22 protein-coding genes and 1 tRNA gene are annotated in these 25,032 nt (G+C 34.3%); 18 read left to right on the top strand and 5 right to left on the bottom strand.

Annotated elements, in window-relative coordinates; translation table 11 throughout:
* Nucleotides 1-47: 47 nt before the first annotated feature.
* The 6 genes from FLACHUCJ7_RS00960 to FLACHUCJ7_RS00985 all read left to right on the top strand — a co-directional run bounded on the left by FLACHUCJ7_RS00960 (nt 48) and on the right by FLACHUCJ7_RS00985 (nt 6,335).
* A complete protein-coding gene (locus tag FLACHUCJ7_RS00960) occupies nt 48-854 on the top strand; it encodes an SDR family oxidoreductase (protein WP_180907566.1) in 807 nt (268 codons plus the stop codon).
* Nucleotides 855-866: 12 nt separating this feature from the next.
* Entirely contained in the window at nt 867-1,172 is a 306-nt protein-coding gene (locus FLACHUCJ7_RS00965; RefSeq protein WP_180907567.1) for a hypothetical protein, read from the top strand.
* A gap of 18 nt (nt 1,173-1,190) precedes the next feature.
* Nucleotides 1,191-2,105 carry a helix-turn-helix domain-containing protein gene (locus tag FLACHUCJ7_RS00970; RefSeq protein ID WP_180907568.1) on the top strand — a complete coding sequence of 305 codons (915 nt, stop codon included), beginning with the start codon at nt 1,191-1,193 and terminating at the stop codon, nt 2,103-2,105.
* 3 nt (nt 2,106-2,108) lie between these two features.
* Nucleotides 2,109-2,429, top strand: a complete 321-nt coding sequence (locus FLACHUCJ7_RS00975; RefSeq protein ID WP_180907569.1) for a nucleoside triphosphate pyrophosphohydrolase family protein — start codon at nt 2,109-2,111, stop codon at nt 2,427-2,429.
* Between the two features lie 274 nt (nt 2,430-2,703).
* Complete coding sequence (locus FLACHUCJ7_RS00980) at nt 2,704-3,876, top strand: ATP-binding protein (protein ID WP_180907570.1); 1,173 nt, start codon at nt 2,704-2,706, stop codon at nt 3,874-3,876.
* Nucleotides 3,876-6,335, top strand: a complete 2,460-nt coding sequence (locus FLACHUCJ7_RS00985; RefSeq protein ID WP_180907571.1) for a tetratricopeptide repeat protein — start codon at nt 3,876-3,878, stop codon at nt 6,333-6,335. The genes FLACHUCJ7_RS00980 and FLACHUCJ7_RS00985 overlap by 1 nt, the downstream gene beginning before the upstream one ends.
* A gap of 59 nt (nt 6,336-6,394) precedes the next feature.
* Here the strand turns inward: FLACHUCJ7_RS00985 and FLACHUCJ7_RS00990 are convergent, their stop codons facing one another.
* Nucleotides 6,395-7,651 carry an MFS transporter gene (locus FLACHUCJ7_RS00990; RefSeq protein WP_180907572.1) on the bottom strand — a complete coding sequence of 419 codons (1,257 nt, stop codon included), beginning with the start codon at nt 7,649-7,651 and terminating at the stop codon, nt 6,395-6,397.
* Between the two features lie 381 nt (nt 7,652-8,032).
* Here FLACHUCJ7_RS00990 and FLACHUCJ7_RS00995 point away from each other — a divergent pair, with 381 nt between their 5' ends.
* The 9 genes from FLACHUCJ7_RS00995 to FLACHUCJ7_RS01035 all read left to right on the top strand — a co-directional run bounded on the left by FLACHUCJ7_RS00995 (nt 8,033) and on the right by FLACHUCJ7_RS01035 (nt 17,046).
* Entirely contained in the window at nt 8,033-9,274 is a 1,242-nt protein-coding gene (locus FLACHUCJ7_RS00995; protein ID WP_180907573.1) for a ribulose-bisphosphate carboxylase large subunit family protein, read from the top strand.
* Nucleotides 9,274-10,653, top strand: a complete 1,380-nt coding sequence (locus FLACHUCJ7_RS01000; RefSeq protein WP_180907574.1) for a four-carbon acid sugar kinase family protein — start codon at nt 9,274-9,276, stop codon at nt 10,651-10,653. Before FLACHUCJ7_RS00995 ends, FLACHUCJ7_RS01000 begins: the two co-directional genes overlap by 1 nt.
* On the top strand, nt 10,650-11,312 hold the full coding sequence (locus FLACHUCJ7_RS01005) for an aspartate/glutamate racemase family protein (protein ID WP_078225643.1): 663 nt from the start codon (nt 10,650-10,652) through the stop codon (nt 11,310-11,312). The genes FLACHUCJ7_RS01000 and FLACHUCJ7_RS01005 overlap by 4 nt, the downstream gene beginning before the upstream one ends.
* Before the next feature lie 136 nt (nt 11,313-11,448).
* Nucleotides 11,449-12,732, top strand: coding sequence for a bile acid:sodium symporter family protein (locus tag FLACHUCJ7_RS01010; protein WP_230408772.1), 1,284 nt, complete (start codon nt 11,449-11,451; stop codon nt 12,730-12,732).
* 254 nt (nt 12,733-12,986) lie between these two features.
* Nucleotides 12,987-13,295: a hypothetical protein gene (locus FLACHUCJ7_RS01015; RefSeq protein ID WP_078227865.1), complete on the top strand. Its 309-nt coding sequence runs from the start codon at nt 12,987-12,989 to the stop codon at nt 13,293-13,295.
* Nucleotides 13,296-13,351: 56 nt separating this feature from the next.
* Entirely contained in the window at nt 13,352-14,098 is a 747-nt protein-coding gene (locus FLACHUCJ7_RS01020; RefSeq protein ID WP_180907576.1) for a hypothetical protein, read from the top strand.
* A 43-nt stretch (nt 14,099-14,141) separates the two neighbouring features.
* Nucleotides 14,142-14,525, top strand: a complete 384-nt coding sequence (locus FLACHUCJ7_RS01025; RefSeq protein ID WP_180907577.1) for a hypothetical protein — start codon at nt 14,142-14,144, stop codon at nt 14,523-14,525.
* Nucleotides 14,526-14,637: 112 nt separating this feature from the next.
* A complete protein-coding gene (locus tag FLACHUCJ7_RS01030; RefSeq protein WP_180907578.1) occupies nt 14,638-15,006 on the top strand; it encodes a hypothetical protein in 369 nt (122 codons plus the stop codon).
* Nucleotides 15,007-15,705: 699 nt separating this feature from the next.
* Complete coding sequence (locus FLACHUCJ7_RS01035) at nt 15,706-17,046, top strand: hypothetical protein (RefSeq protein ID WP_180907579.1); 1,341 nt, start codon at nt 15,706-15,708, stop codon at nt 17,044-17,046.
* A 43-nt stretch (nt 17,047-17,089) separates the two neighbouring features.
* Here FLACHUCJ7_RS01035 and FLACHUCJ7_RS01040 read toward each other — a convergent pair whose 3' ends face one another.
* The gene (locus FLACHUCJ7_RS01040) at nt 17,090-18,289 is read right to left on the bottom strand and encodes an outer membrane protein assembly factor BamB family protein (RefSeq protein WP_180907580.1); all 1,200 of its coding nucleotides are present in this window, start codon (nt 18,287-18,289) and stop codon (nt 17,090-17,092) included.
* A 200-nt stretch (nt 18,290-18,489) separates the two neighbouring features.
* On the bottom strand, nt 18,490-19,287 hold the full coding sequence (locus tag FLACHUCJ7_RS01045; RefSeq protein WP_230408773.1) for a winged helix-turn-helix domain-containing protein: 798 nt from the start codon (nt 19,285-19,287) through the stop codon (nt 18,490-18,492).
* A gap of 249 nt (nt 19,288-19,536) precedes the next feature.
* On the opposite strand from FLACHUCJ7_RS01045, the gene FLACHUCJ7_RS01050 reads away from it, so the two are divergent.
* On the top strand, nt 19,537-20,115 hold the full coding sequence (locus FLACHUCJ7_RS01050) for a hypothetical protein (protein ID WP_230408774.1): 579 nt from the start codon (nt 19,537-19,539) through the stop codon (nt 20,113-20,115).
* 241 nt (nt 20,116-20,356) lie between these two features.
* On the opposite strand, the gene FLACHUCJ7_RS01055 is transcribed toward FLACHUCJ7_RS01050, so the two are convergent.
* Nucleotides 20,357-20,427: transfer RNA gene (locus FLACHUCJ7_RS01055), tRNA-Gln, on the bottom strand.
* 248 nt (nt 20,428-20,675) lie between these two features.
* Between FLACHUCJ7_RS01055 and FLACHUCJ7_RS01060 the strand changes: the two genes are divergently transcribed.
* The gene (locus tag FLACHUCJ7_RS01060; protein ID WP_180907583.1) at nt 20,676-23,954 is read left to right on the top strand and encodes a glycosyltransferase family 117 protein; all 3,279 of its coding nucleotides are present in this window, start codon (nt 20,676-20,678) and stop codon (nt 23,952-23,954) included.
* 92 nt (nt 23,955-24,046) lie between these two features.
* Entirely contained in the window at nt 24,047-24,682 is a 636-nt protein-coding gene (locus FLACHUCJ7_RS01065; protein WP_180907584.1) for a polysaccharide deacetylase family protein, read from the top strand.
* A gap of 19 nt (nt 24,683-24,701) precedes the next feature.
* Here the strand turns inward: FLACHUCJ7_RS01065 and FLACHUCJ7_RS01070 are convergent, their stop codons facing one another.
* Nucleotides 24,702-25,001 (bottom strand): thioredoxin family protein, encoded by a 300-nt coding sequence (locus tag FLACHUCJ7_RS01070; RefSeq protein ID WP_078225654.1) that lies wholly within the window; start codon nt 24,999-25,001, stop codon nt 24,702-24,704.
* Nucleotides 25,002-25,032 lie beyond the last annotated feature (31 nt).

Consider the following 25,032-nt stretch of genomic DNA (forward strand, 5'->3'; position numbering starts at 1 on the left):
TTGTACTTCGGCTGATCTTTGCATTATAAATTTAAAACAATCAAAAAATGCAAAAAACAATTTTTATTACAGGAGCTTCATCAGGATTAGGGAAATCAACAGCAAAATTATTTCAAAGCAAAGGCTGGCAGGTAATCGCCACCATGCGTAATCCCGAAAAAGAAACCGAATTAAATCAATTAGAAAATGTAATTCTACTTCCGCTTGACGTTTCAAATTCAGGTCAAATAAAAGCAACAATCAAAAATGTCACAGAGAAATATACTGTTGATGTCGTGTTGAACAATGCCGGATATGGTTTAATTGGTGCTTTAGAATCTTTGAAAGAAGAACAAATCGAACGTCAGATTGAGACCAATTTATTGGGCGTTATTAAAGTTTCAAAAGCTTTTGTATCTCACTTTCGTGAAAAGAAAAGCGGCACTTTTATTAATGTGACTTCAACTTTCGGATTAATGGGTTTTCCGACTTGTTCGATTTACAGCGCTACCAAATTTGCGGTTGATGGTTTTTCTGAAAGTTTAGCGTCTGAATTAGTTCAATTTGGAATTCAGGTAAAAGTAGTCGCTCCCGGCGGAATGCAGACTGATTTTGCTGTGCGATCTATGGAAGTTGGACAACATCCTGCTTATGAAAAACTAACGGCTGAAGTTAGCAAAGGTTACAGCGCAGAAAAACTGGAGAATTACACCAAAGCCGAAGATGTTGCCCAAATTATCTACCAAGCGGCAACTGACAATAAAAACCAACTGCGATATGTTGCCGGGAATGATGCCAATGCTTTGTATGATGAACGTTTGAAATTGGGTGCCGAAACGCAGGTGCAAAATATCAAAACAATGTTTACTTTTTAATTTTAGAATCACATGAAAAATAAAGCGATAGAATTGACTACTTTTAAACTGAATGGTTTTACGACGCAACAATTTATTGATGCGAATGTCGAAATTGATGCATTTTTAAAACGACAAACAGGATTTTGTTCCAGAACTATTTTCGAATTAAAAAAAGGTATTGTGTACGATATGCTCGTTTGGGATAGTACAGAAGATGGAACCAATGCCATGCACAAATTAATGTCGGAACTTAGTGATTCTGTTGTTCACGACATGATCGATCAAAGTACCGTGAGCTGGAATATTACGCCAGTAGAACATTTCGTAAATTTGTAAAACAATCGTACTTCAAAAATGAAAAATCAGCCTAAAATATTCCAGTCCATATCAGAATTGCATAAAGCGATGGGACAGCCAAAACCCATGCATCCGCTAATTAGTGTTTTGGATTATGGCAAAGCGATTTTTGATCCAAAGGATTTTGAGCAGGGCATCATTTTAGATTTTTACAAGATATCTTTTAAAACTAATTTCTCCGGAAAATTGCGTTACGGACATGGTTTCTATGATTTTGAAGAAGGCGGAATGTCATTTGTGGCACCCGGACAAATTTTAAAAATGCATGAAGAAGAAGCCGATTACAGCGGCATGTCATTAAATATTCATCCTGATTTTATTCGACCTTATACTTTAAATGAAAATATTAAAAAGTATGGTTTTTTCTCGTATTCTGCTGCCGAAGCTTTGTATTTATCAGAGAAAGAAAAGGAAACAATTTTGGCTGTTTTTGCTAATATTCAGGACGAACTCGATCAGCGAATTGACAATTTTAGTCAGGACGTAATTATTTCGCAATTAGAGCTTTTGCTGAATTACAGCAATCGTTTTTACAACAGGCAGTTTATTACCCGAAAAGCAGTTAATAACGATGTGCTTTCTAAACTCGAAAACCTGCTCGAAGATTATTTTAATACCGAAAAACCGCTTGAAAATGGTTTGCCAACGGTACAATTTGTGGCAGATGAACTGCAATTGTCATCCAGATATCTGAGCGATTTATTGCGAAGTGTTTCGGGGCAAAATACACAACAGTTTATTCATGATAAACTGATCGAAAAAGCAAAAGAATACATTGCAAAAGGAACCTTGTCTATTTCTGAAATTGCTTATAAACTTGGGTTTGAGCATCCGCAATCGTTCAATAAATTGTTTAAGAAAAAGACAAATGTAAGTCCGGTTGCTTTTCAGGAATTATTCAATAAAAATTAAATTATGGCATCAATAAATTTTGAACAATTAAAAGAACGTTCTTTAAAAATAAGAGCAAAATATCGTGAACTTGAACTTACACATCACGGCAGCGAATGGACGGTTGAAGAAGATGCTTTGGCTTTTTTAACCGATGCAGGTTTGGTTGGACGTCACGTAATGTCTCAGCAAGAAAGATGGCCTAAAGGTAATACAGAAGAAGAACTGAAACATAAATTAGGCGAATCTATTTGGTGGCTTACCGTTTTAGCCGAAAGAATGAATATCAATATTGAAGAAGCAACGGAAGAATTTTTAACTAAAACAGAAGAATTGTTTGAGTAATACGTTTGATTGATTTTCTTCGATTTAGATGAACAAATCAAAAAGCTCCATTAGCGATAATGGAGTTTTTTTGTGGAATCTAGTTTGTTATTTGGGCATATCCCTACGGGTCGGGCTGTCCATTATATCTTTTCTTTTCCTAAAGAAGGAAAAGAAAAGGATGCCATTTCCATCCCTTATGCGGGAGTTGGTTTCAGAAGATGTTAATTTTTAATATACAAATTTGTATATATACAAATTTGTATATATATTTGTCTGAAATAAAAAATGTAATATGATAAATAATATAACTGGTTCTCCTGTAGAAGGCAACAATTTTTTTGGAAGAGAAAAGGAATTAGAATATGTATGGAAACATATTCAAAAAGGAAATTCAATAATACTATCTGCTCCTAGAAGGGTTGGGAAATCTTCTTTAGCAAAAAAAATAATAACGCAGGCTCATGCTGCAGGTTGGAATACTTTGGAAATTAATCTGGAAGAAATTAAATCTGAAGAAGGCTTTTTAAAAGTCTTTATTAAGGAATTACAAAAGCAGGATTGGTGGGAAAAAGCAAAAAGTACTTCTTCCGATTTAATTGAGTCATTACTATCTGGAATTAAACTGTCAGGAGAAGTATTTGGTGTAAAAGGGAGTTTTGAATACCAAAAAGAAAAAGAGGATTCATATGATAATTTAAAAAAGTTACTTAATCATGGAGAAGAAACATTAATAATGGTTGATGAACTAACAGTATTATTAAATAGTTTTATAGAAAGCGATCCTGTTAATGGAAAGAAAAATGCTGAATTCTTTTTGAACTGGTTAAGAAGCTTTAGACAAATTTCAGGAACTAAAATTCATTGGATATTTTGTAGTTCAATAGGGATAGATAATTTTACAAGTCAACATAATTTGAGTCATACATTTAATGATGTTGATCCTTATTCAATTGGGGCATTTAAAAGAGAAAAGGCTAAAGAACTGCTATTTGAATTAGCAAAATCAGATCAAATTGTACTTTCCGAAGAAATAATTGATTATAAATTGGATAAGTTAGGATGGTTACTTCCGTATTTTATACAGATTTTATTTTTTAAATTCTATCATTTAGTACAGGTTGAAGATAAAGAAATTACAAATCAAACTGTTGACGAAGCATACAATTTATTAATAAGCGAAAAACATCTGAACACTTGGGAAGAAAGATTGCAAGAGTACAATGAACTGGAAAATTATGCTCGAGAATTGCTGAAAAGACTTTCAATTAATAAACAAGGAGAGAGTAGAAGTGTTCTTGTTTCTTTTTTAAATACTAAAATTAATGATCCTGAAAAGGCGGATTCAACTTTAAGTAAGCTTCTTTATATGTTGCAAAACGATGGTTATTTAATTGAAGAAGAATTAAAGTATAGTTTTCGCTCTCCGCTGTTAAGAGATTTTTGGTATAATAGATTTTCGAAATAATGGATAAAGTAAAACACATATCATTAAGTCAGTTAGCCTTATATAATCCGCAGAGATTGGATGATGACACAGTTCAAAATTTGTTTGTAGTAAGACAAAAATACTTTCAGCTATTGATGGATAAAATCAATAAAGAAAAACCAAATAGCATTCCCCAGCATTATTTGTTTATTGGTCAGAGGGGAATGGGGAAAAGCACTTTATTGAAAAGAATAGAAGTGGAATTGAGAAAGAATGATTCCAAGTTTATTCCGCTACTTTTTCCGGAAGAACAATACAACCTAAATAATTTATCAGAATTCTGGCTGAACAGTTTAGATGCTTTAGCCGATGTTTTGGAGTTGCTAAAAATGAAAGAGGAAGTTAGGTTAATTGACTCAAAAGTTAAAGAATTGGGCAGTATTAAAGATGATGAAGAATTAGCAACACAAGCTTTTCAATTTTTGATTGAAATGTCAAAAAAAATTAAAAAAAGACCTGTGTTGTTAATCGATAATATGAGTTTTATTTTTGATAGATTAGACAAAAGTGAACAACATAAATTGCGTGCATGGTTGATGCAAAATGAAGCGCCAATTCTTATTGGAGCGAGTGCTGTAGAAATTGAAGAAACTTTTAATTATGGTGCGCCTTTTTATGATGCTTTTCAGATTAGTTACCTAAATAAATTGAGTTTTGAAGAGCTTCTGGATATTTTAAATAATCTGGCAAAATTGACCAATGCGCAGGAAATTTTAGCAAATATTCATGAAGAGATTGCTCGCCTAAAAACTATACATCAGCTTACAGGAGGCAATCCAAGAACAGCTGTAATGCTTTTTAAAATTATCGTTAAAGGATTTTCCAAAGAAATTAATGACGATTTGGAAGCATTATTAGATGAGATAACACCGTTGTATAAAGCTAGATTTGAAGAGTTATCTGTACAAATGCAGATTATTGTTGATGCAATAGCTTTACATTGGGATCCAATGAATCTGGAACAACTGAGAGCCGAAACCAGATTGGAAAACGGTCAACTTTCACCTCAATTAAAAAGATTAGTGGAATTAGGCTGGCTAGAAAAATTAGATGCTTATAAAGCTAAAGGAAGCGCTTATCAAATTAGTGAACGATTTTTTAATATCTGGTTTTTAATGCGCCGAAGCAGCCGTAGACAAAAGAAAGAATTGTATTGTTTGTCTAAGTTTTTGGAAACTTTTTATGGTGATGATTTGCATACAATGGCTAAAAATAGTTTATCAATCGAAAGTAGAAGTTTGAATCATATTACATATAATTTAGCGATGGCAGAAGTTGTAAAAGATAAAGATTTGAAAAAACTACTTACGGATAAATGTTATAAAGATTTAAAAGATGAAGCAAAAGAAAACCCTAATATATACGAACAATTTGGTTTAGAGAATGATGTTAATATAGTTAACGAAATGAATCAAGAATATCTTAACGCTGAAAAGCAGTTATTAAAAGAAATTGAAGCAAATGAGAATAATGCTGAAGCTTGGTTTAATTTGGCTAATATTTATCAAGTTTTAAAGAAAAATCTAGATTCTAAAAAAGCATATTTGAAAACAATTGAATTAAATGACAAAATTGGAGGAGCATGGAATAATTTAGGAAATCTTTATTGGCATGAATTTTTACTACCTGATAAAGCAGAGGAAGCATATTTAAAATCAATAGAAATTGATAAAAATTGTATTGATCCATTTTTTAATTTAGCCTTGTTATATCATTCAGATTTAGGTAAATATCAAGAAGCTGAAGAACTATATTTAGCTGTTATTAAAATGAATGTGAACGATTTAGATGCTTGGAATAATTTAGGCTTATTGTATATGCTAAACTTGCAAAATTATGATAAAGCAGAGAATGCATATTTAAAGGTTATTGATATTAATCCAAATAATTCTGCCGTTTGGAATATTCTGGGGAATTTATACCAAGACCATTTTCAGAATTATGATAAAGCTGAAAAAGCATATAAAAAAGCAATCGAATTAAAATTAGATTCGAGCGTACCAAAATATAATTTAGTATTCTTGTATAGAGACAAAATGAACAGGTATGTTGAAGCTCATGAATATTTTAGTAAATTGGAAATTGATGAAAAAGTTGCAGATAGTTATTGGTTAAATAAAACTTTGTTTGAATTGTATAATAGAAATGAAGGTATTGCAAAAGAATATGTAGAAAAAGCATTTAGCAAATTAGAGTTGTGTCTTCCATTTACTACTCAAGATGATTGGTGGCGTTTTGGATCTGTTACTGTAAAATTAGGATATGGTAATTGGTTTTTATCTATTCTTGAAGAAAATGGATTTGATACAATTTTAGCACCATATTATGTAGCCATAAAAGCATTAACTGAAAAAGATAGCGAAGGTTATCTAAATAGTAAAGCAGTAGAAATACGGGATCCGGCAAGAAAAATAATGGAGATAATGGAAAAGTATTAATCAAATTTTAAATCAAAACCTCATTTTAATTTAATGAGGTTTCGTGTTTACCCTCAAAACTAATTCCCCTCAGTCATATCAATAGTTTTTGGATGCAAACTAACCAGTTGTAAAACAATAGCACTCACAACTACAAATAACAGCAATACAAAAACGTGTCTCATTCCTCCATTATCAGCAGCTTTTCCTAAAAACTCGGTGATAACAGCCCCGGCTGAAATACCGACAAAATTCATAATTCCATATCCGGTAGCCCTGTAGCGTGGCGCAACAAACTGACAAAGAATAGGCATGTTGTTGGTGTCGTATATTCCAAATCCAAGTCCAAAAAGGATAGCGCCAAAAATAATAGCCGCTGTGTCACAGCAGTAGCCAAATAAAAACAATGCCGGAATGGTAAGAAACAATCCAATAGCACTGGTGTAAATTCTTCCTTTAAGATGTTTCATCACCCATCTGTCTGAAATGGCACCACCAATTAAAACGCCAAAAAAGGAAGACATCGAAATGGTTACCGTTGCGATTGGTCCCGCCAGAGACATGTCTAAATGTAAAGTTTCGGTAAATAAGGTGGGTAACCAGTTTTTGGCAGCCCAGCCCGGTAAACTTGGTGAAGCGAAATAAAAGAGTAAAACCCAAAAGGAAATATTACCAAATAATATTCCCAATCCTTTAAACATTTGTCTGAATTCATTACTGACAGATGATTTTTTTGTAGGATCAAAAATGTAAGTTTTCTTTTCCTGTAAAAAAAAGATCAGTATGACACTGTAAAGCACACCGAGTAAACCTACGGAATGAAAGCTGAAATGCCATGAAAAATGTTTAGAAACAGTGGCTCCAAAACCGCCCAGTGCCTGTCCTAGATAAATTCCTGTGGTATGAATTGCAATAGCAAAAGAGCGTGTTTTTTCCTGATGGTAATCTGCAATTAAGGATAATGCGGCCGGAATATAAAAAGCTTCACTAAAACCCATAATGCCACGCAAAATATAAATCTGATTGAAAGTTGTGGCATAACCCATCGCCATAGTAACCCCGGACCAGATAAAAAGACTGGCTATGATGATTCTTTTTCGGTTAAACCGATCCGCTATAATTCCGGAGACTGGACTCATAAGCGCATAGATCCAAAGGAAAATAGCCATTAAGAGACCGAAATTTTCAGCTTTGGCCAATTCAGGAATGTCATCCATCATCGCTGATTTCATGGTAGAAAGCATTTGTCGGTCTAAATAATTCAATAAAGCGACAAACCACAACAAGCCAACAACAATCCATGGATAGGATTTTTTTTCATTCAATTTTGCAATCATTTTCTTTTTTCAAAATAATGGGCGAATATACGAATTCAAACACAACAGGAAATAATTGTTTTTCGATCTGATTTGTTTGTTTTTTTTGCTATTCGATTCGTATATGTTTTCTTTTTTTGAATGATTACAAAAAAGCAAAATGTTGTTTTTTAGCCCCGATCGCAGTGAAAATCTTTGTGTGCCGGGGTTCGGCTCACAAAATTGTAACGAAGAGCGGGACCAATGCTCACTGATAGAGCCTAATCTTTCTGCTCCTGAAATTAAAATATCGGATTCAGGTTATTAACTTGACTTCAAAATAAATTTCACATACAGCACACAGCAGGACACTTACTCCCCATAAATTCATTTATTTAGGATTTCTTAAAAAATTGAAAGACAATGGAAAGAGTTTTTGCAGAATATCTTATCGAAACGCCTTATGATGTAGAACAGGCTTCGGCGGTTTTGGCGGGCGAGCAGTCTTCGGGAACTTTTGTGTCGGTTCCGGGTGAAACCGAAGAGTTGAAAAAACGTTTTGCGGCGAGGGTAGAGGATATTCAATTATTGGATTTGGCAGACGAACCATCCATTCCGGGCGGAAGTATTCCCGGGAAAAAATACCAGAAAGCAAAAGTAAAAGTAAGCTGGTCGATAGAGAATTTCGGCTATAATCTGCCAGTTCTGATCAGCACTTTACAGGGGAATCTATACGAAATCACACAATTTACCGGTTTGAAACTAATGGATTTTGAAGTGCCGGATTCTTTCGCAACTCATTTCAAAGGACCAAAATTCGGAATCAAAGGTTCTAAATTATCCTGTGGCGTAACCGACCGACCAATGATTGGGACTATTATAAAACCAAGTATCGGGATGAGCGTTGAGGAAACCACTGCTTTGGTAAAATCACTGATTGATGCCGGAATCGATTTTATCAAAGATGATGAATTGATGGGGTCAGCTGCTAATTCGTTTTTTGATGACCGTGTAAAAGCGATTATGAAAGTCATTCGTGACAACGAACAAAAGACAGGTAAAAAAGTAATGTATGCCTTCAATATCAGTGATGAAATTGACGAAATGCAACGAAAATACGATTTGATTAAAAAGGAAGAAGGAAGCTGTGCGATGATCAGTATTAATAGTGTCGGGCTTTCGGGAACAAAGAAAATTTGTGATCAGGGGGAACTCGTTATTCACGGTCACAGAAACGGCTGGGGAATGCTAAACAGGCATCCGTTGTTGGGAATTGAATTTCAGGCCTATCAAAAAATTCAGCGTCTGGCAGGAGTCGATCAGTTGCACGTCAACGGCATACAGAATAAATTTTGGGAATCAGATGATTCGGTGGTTACCTCGATAAAATCCTGTTTGAAACCCTTTTTAGGCGGATACGAAATATTGCCTGTAGTATCTTCCGGCCAATGGGGAGGACAAGCCGTAGAAACCTATCGAAGAACCCAAACCACCGATTTGCTGTATATGGCAGGTGGCGGAATTTTGGCACATCCAATGGGCCCAAAAGCCGGAGTAAATGCATTACAGCAAGCCTGGACAGGAGCCGTTGACGGTTTGTCTGTGGAAGAAACGGCTTTGAAATATCCGGAATTTGCCGAGTCGGTAAAGAAATTTTCGAAATAATGAAGAACGATAAATTGCTATTGGCCTATTATGGCGATGATTTCACAGGCTCGACTGATGCCATGGAATTCCTGACGCTGGCCGGAGTGAAAACGATACTCTTTCTGCGAAAACCGAATCAAAAAGACGTAGACCGCTTTTCCGGAATTCAGGCCATTGGTCTGGCGGGAAAAAGCCGATCAATGTCGCCTATGGAAATGGACACAGAACTTTATAGTGCTTTTGAAAATCTGAAAAGTTTTGCCCCAAATCACTTTCATTATAAAGTCTGTTCCACTTTCGATTCGGCGCCACATGTAGGAAACATCGGAAAAGCAATCGAAATCGGAAGCGAAGTTTTCAATCAGAAAACGGTTTTGGTTTCACCATCAGCACCACATTTAGGGAGATTTTGTGTTTTCGGAAATCTGTTTGCCCGAATGGGAACGATCGGAAACGGCGAAATTTATCGTATCGACCGACATCCATCCATGATCAAACATCCTGTTACACCCGCTTTGGAAGGCGATTTGACTTTGCATCTGGCAAAACAAACGGAGAAATCCATCAATCTTGTCAATTTAACAACAATCGAAAAAGGCACATCAGCAGTTCTCGAAGCGGTAGAAAACAACAATGCTGAAATTCTGTTTTTTGACGGTTTCAATTTGGAACATCTCAAAACCATCGGAAGTGTTTTTAACCAATTGACAACTGACAAAACATTGTTTTCAGTAGGTTCATCCGGAATCGAAATGGCTTTGGGACTGGCTTGGGAAGACGAAAAAATCATCGGAAACGAAGCGATATTCGAATCAGCAGGAGAAGTTTCGCCCATACTCGTTTTATCGGGAAGCTGTTCTCCGGTAACATCCAGTCAAATTGAATATGCACTCGAAAATGGGTTTCTGGAAATCGCTTTAGAAAGTAAAGCTGTCGATATTCAACGTCAGGAAGCAATTATAAAAAACACCGTTGCTCGAATTGTTGACAATTTCAATCAGGGAAAAAGCACGATTTTGCATACCAGCACAGGTTCAAGTGACCCGCGTATTGCTGAAACAGAGGCGTATTTCAGATCAAAAGGAATTTCGGAAAATGATATTCAGAAACAATGCAGTACTCTTTACGGAAGTGTTTTGGGGAGAATCACCAAAGAAGTTTTAAAAGCAGTTCCACTAAAAAGAATCCTTTTTGCAGGTGGCGATACTTCCAGTTATGCTGCCTCCGAATTGGAAATTCTGGCATTGGAAATGATCGCGCCAATAGCGCCCGGAGCACCGCTTTGCAAGGCCGTTTCGGACAATGAATGGGTTAATAGAATAGAAATGAATTTTAAAGGCGGACAAGTAGGTACGGCCGATTATTTTATAAAAGTATTAAAAGGAGAAAAATTATGAGTGCAAAAGTTTTAGGTTTCGTACATACATCAGCAACATTGGTTCCGTTGTTTCAGCAATTGAGTAATGAGTTTTTAGAGGGAATTGAAACATTCAATATAGTCGATGACAGCCTGATTAAAGACGTAATCAAAAAAGGAAAATTAATGCCCAATACGGCTTCCAGAGTGGTGAGTCACGTTAAACTTGCTGAATCAGCAGGTGCGGATGTAATTTTGGTAACCTGTTCGTCTATTGGTGTAGCGATTGAAACCGCTGCGACATTGAGTAACGTTCCGGTAATTCGTGTAGATCAGGCAATGGCGGATGAAGCAGTACAGATCAGCAATAAAATTGGAGTGATTGCCACTTTACCGACGACTCTTGAGCCAACGAGCGACCTGGTACGAAGAAGAGCCGAACTGGCAGGTAAAAATGCAACAATTACTTCCAAATTATGCGAAGGCGCTTTTGAAGCTTTAATGAGCGGAGATGCCCCAAAACATGACGAAATGGTAGCCAAAGCCCTAAAAGAATTAATGCAAGAAGTTGATGTAATTGTTTTGGCACAAGCTTCAATGGCGCGTGTAGTTGACGGTTTAAGCACCGAAGAAAAACTAGTGCCAATCTTAGCAAGTCCAGCCATTGCCATGAAAAAACTGGCAGAGCTTTATTTCTAACAAAAAAAATCATCATATAAGTTATATAAGGACATTTAAGCTAAGCGCAAAAGGCAACAACTTATATTTACTTATATAACTTATATGGTTTAAAGAAAAGTTTTGAATAAAATAATATGTTTTAATAATGTTTAGTATGCGTAAATATTTTCTTTGGGCTGCCCCACTATTTTTCATCGTTGCCGGTTTCGGCTGGTTACAGCAAATAGAAATTCTTTGGAAATTGGGTCTAATCTTTGGATTTTCCAGTATTGCCATTGGGGTAGGGCATCTGAAAGCATTAAGCGGCTATCAATATACGTTTTGGATTATCACAGCTGTCTGTGCCGGACTAATCTATCCTGATTTTTTCCTGCACGTCGGCAGTTTCGATATGCGCAACAAATGGCTTATTCTGATCATCATCCAAATGGTAATGTTCGGAATGGGAACTCAAATGAGCATTGAGGATTTTACAGGCATCCGAAAATCAGGTAAAGGTGTTCTGATTGGCTTGCTAGGACATTTTACCATCATGCCGATTATGGGTTTTTTAATTGCCAAAACATTTGCTTTTGAACCCGAAATCGCCGCCGGAATTATCCTGATAGGCTCCTGCAGCAGCGGACTGGCTTCCAATGTAATGACGTATATTGCAAAGGGAAATCTGGTTTTGTCCGTAACCGTAACGGCAATGTCTACTTTGGCAGCACCGATTATGACACCTTTCCTAATGAAAATATTTGCAGGAACTCTGGTTGAGGTACATTTTTTCAATATGATGATGGAAATTATCAAAATTGTGCTTGTGCCTTTGGCTGCAGCCATGATTCACGATATTCTGAAAAACTATGGAGCTGTCGCAAAAAGAAGAATTTATGTTTTGACTATTTTTTCAATAATTTGGTTGGCAGTTGTTGTTTTCTTCGGAAATTCTTTTGCTGTATCGGAAGACAGTACAGCAGCTCACGTTTTAGAAATCGTAAATTTCAGCTGTGGTGCTTTTATCGTGGGAGTATTATATTATTTATTGTATAAGGTGTATTCAAAAATTGATATGATTATGCCGTATTTCTCGATGTTCGGAATCATCTATTTTACGTTGGTGACTACCGCTGCGGGAAGAGATAACTTAATTCAGATTGGATTTTTGCTTTTCTTGGCTTCGGTACTGCACAATGGAGCAGGTTACTTTTTTGGTTATTGGCTCAGCAGATTAAGCGGTCTGGACAAAAAAAGCAGCCAGACAATTGCTTTCGAAGTCGGTCTTCAAAACGGCGGTATGGCTTCCGGATTGGCAGGAGCGATGGGAAAGCTGGCAACCGTTGGTCTGGCCTCAGCGGTATTCAGCCCGTGGATGAATGTTTCAGGTTCTCTACTCGCTAATTACTGGCGAAAAATAGGCAATCCCGAAGAGGAAACTACTACTGATATACATTAGAAAATAACAACTCCATTTTAACGATGGAGTTTTTTATAGGATTTAGTTTTATAATTTGGGCATAACCACAAGGGTCGGGCTGTCCATTGTATCTTTTGTTTCCTAAAGAAGGAAACAAAAGGATGCCATTCCCATCCCTTATGCAACAAGCAGTTTCATAATCAGGTTTTGGTTGATTTGTTTAAAATTTGTACTAAAAATAATATTATATTAGCAGTATAATGTTAAAAATTGAGACGCAAAATAAAACATATATGATAACGGTGAAAGTAACCTATACAGTAAAATCTGAGTTTGTAGCAACAAACAAAGAGAATATTAACAAATTTCTGAGCGACTTCAAAAAATTGAACCCGTCTGAATTTAGTTACAACGTTTATTTACAGGAGGACGGAATAACTTTTCTTCATTTTTCAACCTACAAAAATGAAGAAATACAAAAGCAAATCCTCAATATTCCATCTTTTAAATCTTTTCAGGAACAAAGAGATAAAAGTGGATTAGATAACACACATAAAGTTGAAATTTTAAGTCTTGTAGGTTCTTCGACTGATCTTTTATAAAATTGGTGTAGAAAAGTGAAACATTAAAAATGTTGATGATCATTCAAATTAAAATTATGAATAAAAAATATTTCGTTTCAATTATAGCAGCATTTTTTGTTCTGTTGCAGAGTTGTAACAATTCCAATAAAAGTCAAACTCCTATTGAAAAAGAACAGGTTTCAATCAAAGAAGAAAAGAAATCAGAGGCAGTAGGGCGAAATTTAGAAACCCGAAAAACAATAGCCGATTTTATTCCGGTTGGTTACAAGATTTTTCAGGAAATTAAAGGAGATCTCAATAAAGATGGAGTAGAAGATCGCGTAATAATCATCAAAGGAACCAATAAAGAAAACATTATTACAGATGAATATCGTGGTGAATTAGATCGCAATAGAAGAGGAATAATTGTGCTTTTTAAGGAAAACGGCAATTACATTCAGGTAGTAAAGAATTATGATTGCTTCTCGTCTGAAAATGAAGATGGCGGTGTTTACTTTGCACCTGAATTAGACGTTAGTATAGAAAAAGGAAAACTCTATGTGCACTATGGTCACGGAAGATACGGATATTGGACTTATACTTTTAGATTAAAAAACAATGATTTCGAATTGATTGGATATGATTCGAGCGACAATTTCGGACCAAGAATTGATAGCGAAACCAGTATTAATTATTTAACAAAGAAGAAAGTAACTAAAACAAATACCAACCAGGAGGGAGAAGGTGGCGATGAAGTATTTGAAGAAAAAACAGAAAAAATAAAAGTGAATAAACTGGTTCAGTTATCAAAAATTAAGGATTTTGATGAGCTTGAAATGTAGTTAGTCAAGATGCATAAATTTTATAATCTTAAATTAAATAAAAATGAAAAAAATCAGTATTGCCCTGTTGGCAATTTTAGCAGTAATTTTAGTTGGATGCAGTGGTTCAGATAGCTATCGAGGTTCATGGAAAGCAACCGATTCGAAAGGTGTAAAGTCTGATTTGTTTTTCAATGCCAAAGATTTTACGGTAACAAACAACAGTGGAAAAAAAGAAAAATTTGAATATACCCAAAATTCTGTTGAAGTTATAAATTCAGTTTCTACCTATGGAATTCAATTGGAAGATGGAAGAGGCTATAAAATCAGTTTTCCGAAATCAGATGACGAAAGTATAGGGATAATTACGGATCAAAATGGAAATCCGTTATACGCCATCAGCAGAAAAAAATATATCAAATACGAAGATATTTTTAAATTGAATTAAGATAGAAAATAGCTTTGTTTGTTGTTTGGTTTGTTATAAATAATTGACTACAAGTATTTTGTGTTTATTTTTTTTTGTAACTTGTTTCCTGTTTAACCTATAATCTAAAATCATGAAAAAATCTAACTTATTTATTTATGTGATTGTATTATTAGCAGTATTAATGGTTTCATGTCATAAAGGACGAAACAAATTGGTAAATTCATGGAAAATCACCAATGTGGAAGCAAAATTACCGCTTTCGGATTCTTTAAAAAATGAAATTCTTACTAAAGGAACCTTAACTTTTACAGAAGACGGACATGTAACAGGTTATCTTCAAAGTGAAATAACGGATGGTACTTTTGTTTTAAGTAAAGGAGGGAAAAGTTTAGTGATTAAAGACGAAACGGGAACTCCTTACCCTTGCGAAAGCACTATTACAAGTGACAAGCTCATATTAGAAAGTAAAGAGATGAAAATTACACTAGATAGAATATAATAATTAAAAACCTCCCAAATCAATTGATTTGGGAGGTTTTTAATTACCTGTTTGGATGAGATTTTTTTTAAATAGTAATGATTTCTCAATTTCAGAATCAAGCCTAATTATTGTTTTTTGAAACCGCAATTTTGCCTGCTTCCATAAAAAACATACTCGAAGCTCAAAGAGATATAGACCAAGTGCTTCTATAGCCCATTTACCTGTTTTTCCATAGAAAATATTTCAGAACTGTGTGCCTTAAAATAGCGACTAAACAATTGAAAGAGTATACAGCCGTCGCAATTATGGTTCTGAAATCAATTAAAATAACAATTGTAGTAACGCTTCACCTCCTGATATTCCATAGACAGGAAAATCAGAAAGTCCTTTTTTTGAAAGCATTGTTTTAATGAATTTTAAACGTCACTAAATTTCGAAATACGAAGGAAGAGTATTAAAACGCTAACCACACTAGAATTGTTTTTCGGCGATTTAAAGCATATTTAGATAAAATGATGCGGGTAATTTATCAAAAAAGTAATTAATTTTTGTAGTAAAATTAATTTTATATTAGCGCATAAGAAAAGCTGACTCATAACTTTAGATGATTTGTATATCAATACTTAAAAGTTTACTGAGAGACTATAGCTGTAAACCGTTATTTTAATCTGAATTGCTGAAAAAATGGAATCAATTAACCAAAAATAAACAATATTGATGAATGCTGTACTTTGGGAAGAAGTTTTAAAATTTGAATTGGATAATCCAAATGATGAATATGGTTTTTTGATTAGATTAGCTTTTGAAAATAAATGGACTCTACATTTTGCGAAAACGGCAGTCCTTGAGTATAAAAAATTCATGTATCTCGCTGCTGTTGCTAATGAAATGGTTTCACCTTCAGAAATCGTCGATATTGTCTGGCATCAACACCTCATTTTCACGGGTTCATATTCTAATTTTTGCTCACTATTGTCTAAAAGGATTGAACATATTCCGTCGACTCATAACCGGTCTGAGGCGCAAAAATTCCATAAGGCTAAAGAAAAGACAAGAGAATTGTATGAGCAGAATTTTGGAAAACAACCTCAGGAAATTTGGGAATATTCGAATGCACTTGATTCTTTAGGTTTGGATAGAAGCAAGATTGAAATTGTCAGACTTAAAAAAGTGTTTTTAGGATTATTTGCACTTCTCATTTTTCCAATTTATTATAGTGTCAAGCCAATTTTAATAGAAATTCAGAATCCTGAATTTTTGATTTTTTATATTTTATTGTTTGCAGCGGTAATCACTTTGTTGATGCGCTTTGTAAAAACAGCCTTAAATTCCTTTTATGAGAATATAAAAGCAAATTTAATTTTGTTAAATCTTAGTCCTTTTGAACTTGTTTTTCTTCAAAAAAACAAATTAGAATTTGTTATTCACGGGGTTGTAAATAATTTAATCAGCAATAATAAAGTGGAGGTTTTAGGGAATAATAGGCTGAACCTCATTGATGAAGGGTTAACTGATAATAAATATGAAAATTGTGTTATTGAGATCATGAAAGAATATGAGCCCATGCCTTATCCTCAATTGTTTAAAATAGTATCCCAAAAACCAATATTTGGACAATTAGAAAAAGCAGTTGTCGGAATTAGGCAAAAAATTACAGAATCTAAGCAATTTATGCAAATTATAAAAAGGGCTATGTTGATTTTGGGTCTGGTTTTAAGTATTGGTTTTAGCAGATTTATTTCGGGTGTTTTGAGAGATAAACCCGTTACTTTTTTGCTTTTTGTGCTTTTTGCATTAGTGATAATATCTAATTTTTATTTTCACAAAATAATAGATTACTTGTTTAGTGATACAATTCCTATGTCTTTTAAAGATGAAAAAAAGAGTACTGAAGCTGAAAAAGACTGGCAATGGAATTATTTTCTGTATGGAGAAGTGATACTGGCAACTTCTTTCATTCCTTTAACAGGTTATATAAACAGAAATGCAGGTTCAAACGGAGGATCTGGCTGTGGAAGTTCTTGTGGTAGTTCCTGTGGCGGGTGTGGTGGAGATTAAGAAGAAAAGAAGCTACTCATTACTGAAACAGCTTCTTTTTTTGCTATCGAATTATTTTTAAATATCCGCTATAGATGTCGTCCTTAATAGAGGTTCTCATGTACATCATGTTTTCGTCTTTTGTTTCAAATTCAAATTGAATTAACCCGGCATCACAATAATAAAACACGGACACATCATCCGGAAATTCAAGATTTGAAATAGGTAAGGTTGTTAGTTTTGCTTCGAATAATAGTTTACCATTCTCTAAATCTATCTGAAAAAGTTTTCCTTTACGGGTATAGCCCCAAAGCGTATCATCATGTTCAGTAATGTATTGAATATTATCTTCCATAAAATCAGTTTTCCATATCTGAGTACCTGTTTTTGAGTCAACAGAATATACAGAAGAAACTGTTGAACCTTGTGTCCCAAAATATATTTTTTTGTCTTTGCAAAATATACGTTCCTTAATGTTGTATTGATTTTCGTCTAATTTAAATTGCCACAGGTTATCTAATTTATTAGGGCCTAAAGCAAAAAGTACATCCTTTTCATTTGCTATAAATACATTTTCACCATCTGTTACAGGTTTTCCGTTCATAGCGGTCTCGAAACTTCTTTGAGAGAGAGGTTTACCTGTGTTTGCTTCAAAACTGTAAAAACAGGATTCACTTGGTGTAAAAATTTTATTGTCAAAATAGAGAACCGGAATATCGTTATTTAAGCTGTCAAACTTATAATTCCATACTAAAGCTCCATTTTTTATATCAAGAGCATAAATATTGCCGTTCTGAGCATTTACATAAAGTTTTCCATTATTTACGATTGGAGTTTGATTTTTGAGTATGATCTTATCTGTGCTATTTCCTATTCTGGATTTCCAAAAAACATCACCACTTTGGTTGTCAATTGCGAAAATTTCACCGTTAATAAAAGGAACGTATACAACTCCGTCATGTAGCGTTACTGCATTTGCACACATTTCTGTATAGGAATCAGTTGCTTTTACAGTCCATACAATTTGTTCGGAATCTAAATCAAATGAAAAAAGGTTGCCATCGTAATCATAAATCAGGATTCCATTATCGTATAACGGAACTTTTGCGAACGGATTTATGATTTTGTTTGTGACTACATCATTAATTGGTGAAACTTCCTCATTAGAAGGATTCGTTTTGCCAGGTTCTGAAACGGTTGGCACTTGTCCAAAGACATTTATAACTGTAAATACAAATAAAAGAATTATGAGTTTTTTTTTCATTTTTAAAGTTTTGGTTGATGAATTGATTTCTTTACAGCAATAAAGTTGCCAAACAAAACAATATCTATGTCAAATGTAATAAAAAATTATTACAGCGTTTTTAGAAGAAAATAACCTTGGGGAAAATCCTGTTTTTTAACAGATGAGATGTGAATACACTCAATGTCTTCTTCTAAAGTAATTTAGGGTAATGTGGTACTTTACTGACTGCTAATTTCAAGCTTATATCCTTTGCTGCGTATAACAACAATGTTGATATTTGGATCTGATTCTAGTTTTTTTCTAAGCTTAGATATAAACATATCCAAACTACGGCCTACAACAACACCTTCATCTTCCCATATCTCTTTTTGCAGGCGGCTTCTCTCTATGGTCGAGTTGGGTGACAATGCAAAGATGAGCAATAAACGGGTTTCCGTTCCGGTCAGGTCTGTTGTGTTTTCATTTATAATGAGCTTCCGATTCTTCGCGTCGAACAGCACCGAGCCTAAAGTGTACATATTAGTGTATTGACTCTCGGGCAAAACTTTTCGTGGCTTAACAGATCTCAAAAAAATAAATCCGGTAAATACTAAAAATGACAGGCTGCCCAGAAGATATCCGTTTTTTGCAGTATTTATTCCCGTCGGTTTGAATTTAATATTCATCATGTAACATGCTTTGGGTTGCTTTCTTCCTATACATGTTACAATATCATCTTTTTTATTTTTGGAGATGGCATATCCATAAACTATACTGGAGTTGCCGCAGTTCAGGATGTTAACAACATAATCACTTGCGAGCGGGTCTTTTGCCAACAAACGCCGGGTTATATTCACTAGTGAGGACGGTTGAAAAGTAAGATCGTTCTCAAACCTGATCTGGTATTCATTTTCGGCGATCTTTTTTACCGCTAGCACCCTTGATATACTATCGCCCGACTCTAAAAGTAGTTCGTGTCCAATCTTGCGGAGTAAAACTTCTCTTTTGGCAAAGTCAAAGTCTTCATGATCTTCCATACTGAAAGCGGCACAGATTATACAGATAAACGAAAGTAATAGTGACCCGAACACGTATTTGCGTTTTCCTGAGATTAGATTTCGACTAAGTTGCATTGTGTCAAGTTTTTATTTACAAAGTTTACATTTTTATTTACAATTTTAATCTCTCAAACCGAAAAATATCAAAGTAATTTCGCTGCATAAACTTTAAGAGATAAAACTATATTATTAATTAAATCTACAAAAAACATGAAAAAAATAATCTATGTGTTGATCTTACCTCTGGTTGTGGTAAGTGGACTTGTATTTAGCTTCGCTCCGTTTCCCAATGGCTCGGATGCTAATCGTGAAATTAAAAACGAGACTTCTAAAAAGTCAATCCCAAATCCCCTCTCTGCTGCTGAAAGAAAAACGGTGTTAAAAAAATGGGAGGCTACCCCTGATGGTATAAGGTACAAAAAATGGGAAGCATCTCCTGCGGGTAAAAAAGTGTATGCAAGTGCTGCCAAAATAAGGATGGCTGTCAGGGATTATACCAATATGAAGGGAGTTGTAACGTCTCTTTCTCTTCCACCAGGTTCAAGATTAGGTTTCGGAGTGATGGTCAGGATTAATGGGGATGATTATATACTTAGTTTTGGGTCGGAAAAGTCTGATAATAGTTTTTTAAACTTTAACAATCAATTTCAGCAATTGCATAAACTGAAAGTTAACGACAAAATAATTATAAAAAGCCATGCGGTATCACATGCTCCCAAGTATTTATATCCAATAGTATCGGGAGATTATGTAGAATTAGATAGTAAAATAATTTATAAGCGTGCACCTCGCAACGGCGGTTGCTGAGTAAATCAGGAAAATTCTATGACCTTTTAGCTGATCAGGCTATATCGGATTCTATTGAATTTCATATTAAGATCACCGCAAAAAAAATCTGAATACTGAATGTGTTATTATGATGACATCATTCTATTTATGCTTAAAAAATGCATTGATTCGTTTTGGCATTGATTTCAAACTTCTTCTGTCTTTTTTGGAGGAAAAAATTGGCATAAAAAAAAGCCTCTCAGTTGAGAGGCTTTTTATGTTGGTCTACAAGGACTCGAACCTTGAAAGACTGCACCAAAAACAGTTGTGTTACCATTACACCATAGACCAATAATAGAGCGGTTAAGCGAGTGCAAATTTAAAGCTTTTTTTAGTTTGCGCAAATTTTTTGGATAAAAAATTTAATTATTTTTTGTTTTTTTTTCTTTCGAATTCGTAATAAAGTTACAAGTATTTCACAAACAGCAGGTTACTTTTGCTAAATACTTTTGTAGAATTTTTTGTTAATGCTCGTTTCTTTACACAAAAAAACATTTTCTTTGTAACATAGAAAACATACAAAATTTTAACATCTAAATATGGCACAATTCAATTTCAATAAATGGAATACAATTATTGGTTGGTTTGCATTTGCAATCGCTTTAATTACCTACACACTAACTGTTGAACCAACCATGAGTTTCTGGGATTGTGGCGAATATATTGCCACAGCAGCTAAACTTGAAGTTGGCCATCCACCAGGAGCACCGTTATTTCAAATGATGGGTGCCTTTTTTGCGATGTTTGCTTTAGATAATCAACATATTGCTGTAATGGTAAATATGATGTCTGTTTTTTCAAGCGCTTTTACTATTTTGTTTATGTTTTGGTCATCCTCAATGATTTTAAAAAAAATCATTGCACGTTTTGCAGAAATCGATCAAAATAATTCAATTGTAATATTGGGAAGTTCTTTTGTTGGGGCTTTAGCGTATACGTTTTCAGACAGTTTTTGGTTTAATGCTGTTGAGGCTGAAGTTTATGCCATGGCTTCTTTATTAATCGCGTTGCTTTTTTGGCTTGGATTGCGTTGGGAACAGGATATGGATAAACCAAAAGGAAACAAATGGTTATTAATCATTTCTCTTGTTGTTGGACTTTCTTTTGGGGTTCACTTTATGGCTTTATTGACAATTCCTTCTATAGGATTTCTTTATTACTTCAAACACTACGAAAAAGTTACTATAAAAAACTTCATTATTGCCAATGTTGTAGTGATAGGTATTTTGTTGTTTATCTTTAAATTACTTCTTCCTTTAACAATGGCTTTTTTCGGTAAGACCGAAATTTTTATGGTTAACAGTATGGGACTTCCTTTTAACTCAGGAACCATTTTCGTTGCTTTGCTCTTTATTGCTTTCTTTTATTTTGGTTTAAAATTTACCAAACAAAAAGGGCTCATTTTCTACAATACCATTATTCTTTGCATCTTATTCATTTTAATTGGTTTTTCTACCTGGATGATGCTGCCTGTACGCGCAAATGCCAATACAGTTATCAACGAAAACAAACCATCAGATGCTATAGAAGTTCTTGCTTATTATAATCGTGAACAATATGGAGTAAATCCTTTATTTTATGGCCCTCAATACACCGAGGTTTTTGCCGGATTAGATGCCAAAACCCCTTATTTGGACAAAGCGCCTAATTACGAAAGGGATTATAAAACCGGTAAATACATCATTACGAATAATTATAAAAATGCAGATCAAAATAGTGATGATAATCAAAAAACAATTCTGCCTAGAATGTGGAGCACAGAAACAGCCCATATTCAAAATTACATCAACTTTACAAATCCGCCACAATTTAAAATAAACCCTAATTACCCTTACGAGGATGATTTAGCAAAGTACGGAATTGATGCTAGTCAGTTAAGTGAAGATGAATACAATAAAGCCACTGCTCAATTACGTAATGAAGTTGAGAAAACGGTTCACGAATTCAGACAGGCTTATGCTCAAAAGCAAATTGATAACGAAGGGTATATCAAGTTTTTAAGAAGTTATGGGGACTATTTAATTATCGAAAAACCAACAACTGTTGATAATTTCAGTTTCATGTTTGAATATCAGTTTGGATATATGTACTGGAGATATCTGATGTGGAATTTCGTTGGAAGACAGAGCGATGTTCAGGGAAAATATGATAATTTAGACGGAAACTGGATCAGCGGAATCAAAGCTTTAGATTCAGTACATTTAGGCTCACAAGACAATCTGCCTTCTGACGTACTAAATAATAAAGGACGAAATGCCTACTATTTTCTTCCTTTTATCCTGGGATTAATAGGATTGATGTATCATGCCAATAAAGATCTTAAAAGTTTTTATGTTCTTTTGGCGCTGTTTCTGTTTACAGGAATTGCACTGAAAATTTACTTAAACGAAAGGCCTTTTGAACCTCGTGAAAGAGATTATGCCTTGGTTGGTTCTTTTTATGTGTTTGCAATCTGGATAGGATTTGGAGTGTATTCATTATATGAGACCATTCAAAAATATCTGGCTCCAAAAATTGCCGGTCCAATTATTATTGCCGGAAGTTTATTGGCAGCCCCTGTTTTAATGGCTTCTCAAAACTGGGATGATCATGACAGATCAGGCAAATATACAGCTGTTGCAATGGCAAAAGCATATCTGAGTTCATGCGACAAAGACGCTATTTTATTTACCATTGGAGATAATGACACTTTCCCATTGTGGTATGCACAAGAAATTGAAGGTATTCGTACCGATGTAAAAATTGTAAACACAAGTCTTTTTATGACCGACTGGTATATTGACCAAATGAAAGCCAAAGCATATGAGTCAGATCCTTTACCAATATCTTTTACACATGATGAATATGTTGGAGATAAATTAGACTATGTAGCTCATATTCAAAAAGTGGAAACACGTTGGAATATTAATGATTTCATTACTTTTATTAAGCATCCTAAATCGACTGTTACTTTACAAAACGGTCAAACCATTCACTTTTTCCCAACTAATAAAATAAGGGTTCCGGTTGATAAAAATACAATTATCAAAAACAAAGTGATTAATCCTAAATACAATGATTCTATAGTTCCCTATTTGGATATAGATATTAAAGGGACTTCGATATATAAAAATCGCCTAATGATGTTAGATATCTTAGCAAATAATAACTGGAAGAGACCAATTTATTTTAGCGGCGGTGCTTTTGATGATGAAGATTATTTATGGCTGAAAGACTACTTACAGCTTGACGGAATGGTATACAAATTAGTTCCAATCAAAAATACACCTTCAAAAGATGGAGGGCCAATGGATATGGGGCAAATTGATGCTGATAAAATGTATGACATCGTAACAAAATGGGATTGGGGTAATAGCAATGGAGATATTTATCATGACCCTGAAACCAGAAGAAACAGTATTACTTATCGTACCAATCTTTCTCGTTTAATGAATCAGCTTATTGCTGAAGGCAAAATCGACAAAGCTAAAAACATAATCAATCTTGCCATGACGAAAATGCCGTTAGACAAATATGGATATTATTCATTAGTAGAACCTTTTGCGGGCGGTTATTACAAAGTAGGAGAAAAAGAAAAAGCCCAGGATTTGCTAAATAAATTGGTTCAAAAATACAAAGAGAACCTGAATTATTATGGAACCTTAAGCGGTGCTGATCAATCTGATCTGGCCATTGACATAATAACAGATATAGAACGTTACAGAAGCTTGCTTCAGGTTATGAAAGAAAATAAAGACAACGCTTTTTATAACAATCATAAAACAACCTTTAATACGTATGTAAATGTATTTGAACGTTTTGGTCGTGAAAAAGAATAATATACGAAAAAGATACTGATTAAAAAAATGCAGCGCTGTTAGATAAATAGCGCTGCATTTTTTAATTTTACATATCTCTAAATTGTTTCAAAATGAGCTTTTATTGGGTCAAAACAAATTCATTTATAAAAAGGGTATTTTCTAAATATTGTTGGGATATTCCAAACAAAGAAAAGAAAATATACCTAACATTTGATGATGGTCCGACTCCCGAAGTTACAGACTGGGTTTTATCTGAATTGAAGAAATTTGATGCAAAAGCGACTTTTTTCTGTATTGGAAAAAACATTAATGCAAACACTTCTTTGTTTGAAAAATTAATTTCAGAAGGTCATTCAATAGGAAATCACACCATGAACCATGCAAATGGATGGAAAAGCAAAACAAATGATTATATTGAAAATGTAAAAAATTGTGCTGCTGTATTGGCCGGGAAAAAACTGAGTAGCTCACTATTTCGTCCTCCTTACGGAAAAATCAAAAAGACACAATCTAAAATCTTACGAAATTTAGGCTATAAAATAGTGATGTGGGATGTTTTAAGTGCCGACTTTGATCAAACTATTACACCTGAAAAATGTCTGGAAAATGTTACTAAAAATGTAAAATCCGGAAGCGTAATTGTTTTTCATGACAGTATAAAAGCATCACAAAATTTAAAATTTGCACTACCTAAGACTTTAAGCTATCTAAAAGAAAATGGATTTGTATTTGATGTTGTCAGCTAAAACAATCCCTGGTTTTTCATTAGCCAAGCTGTTCCTGAACGATTCCAATAATGGTATTAGCATCCAATTCACCGGATTGTCTCCAGATCATTTGGCCTTCTTTATAGATCATCAGAGTTGGAAGTCCTTTAATTCGTAGAGCTTCTGCTAATTCCTGATTTTTATCAACATCTATTTTAATTACCTTGGCTTTATCACCAAGCGCTGCTGCTACATCCTTGATTACAGGATGCATAGAAACTGATGATTCGTTCCAGTCGGTGTAAAAATCTATTAACACTGGAACCTGAGCATTTATTAGTTCTCCAAATTTTGACATAAAACCAAAAATTTAAATTTTTAAATCTACT

The sequence above is a fragment of the Flavobacterium salmonis genome (assembly GCF_903819435.1).
GTDB classification, from domain to species: Bacteria; Bacteroidota; Bacteroidia; order Flavobacteriales; family Flavobacteriaceae; genus Flavobacterium; species Flavobacterium chungangense.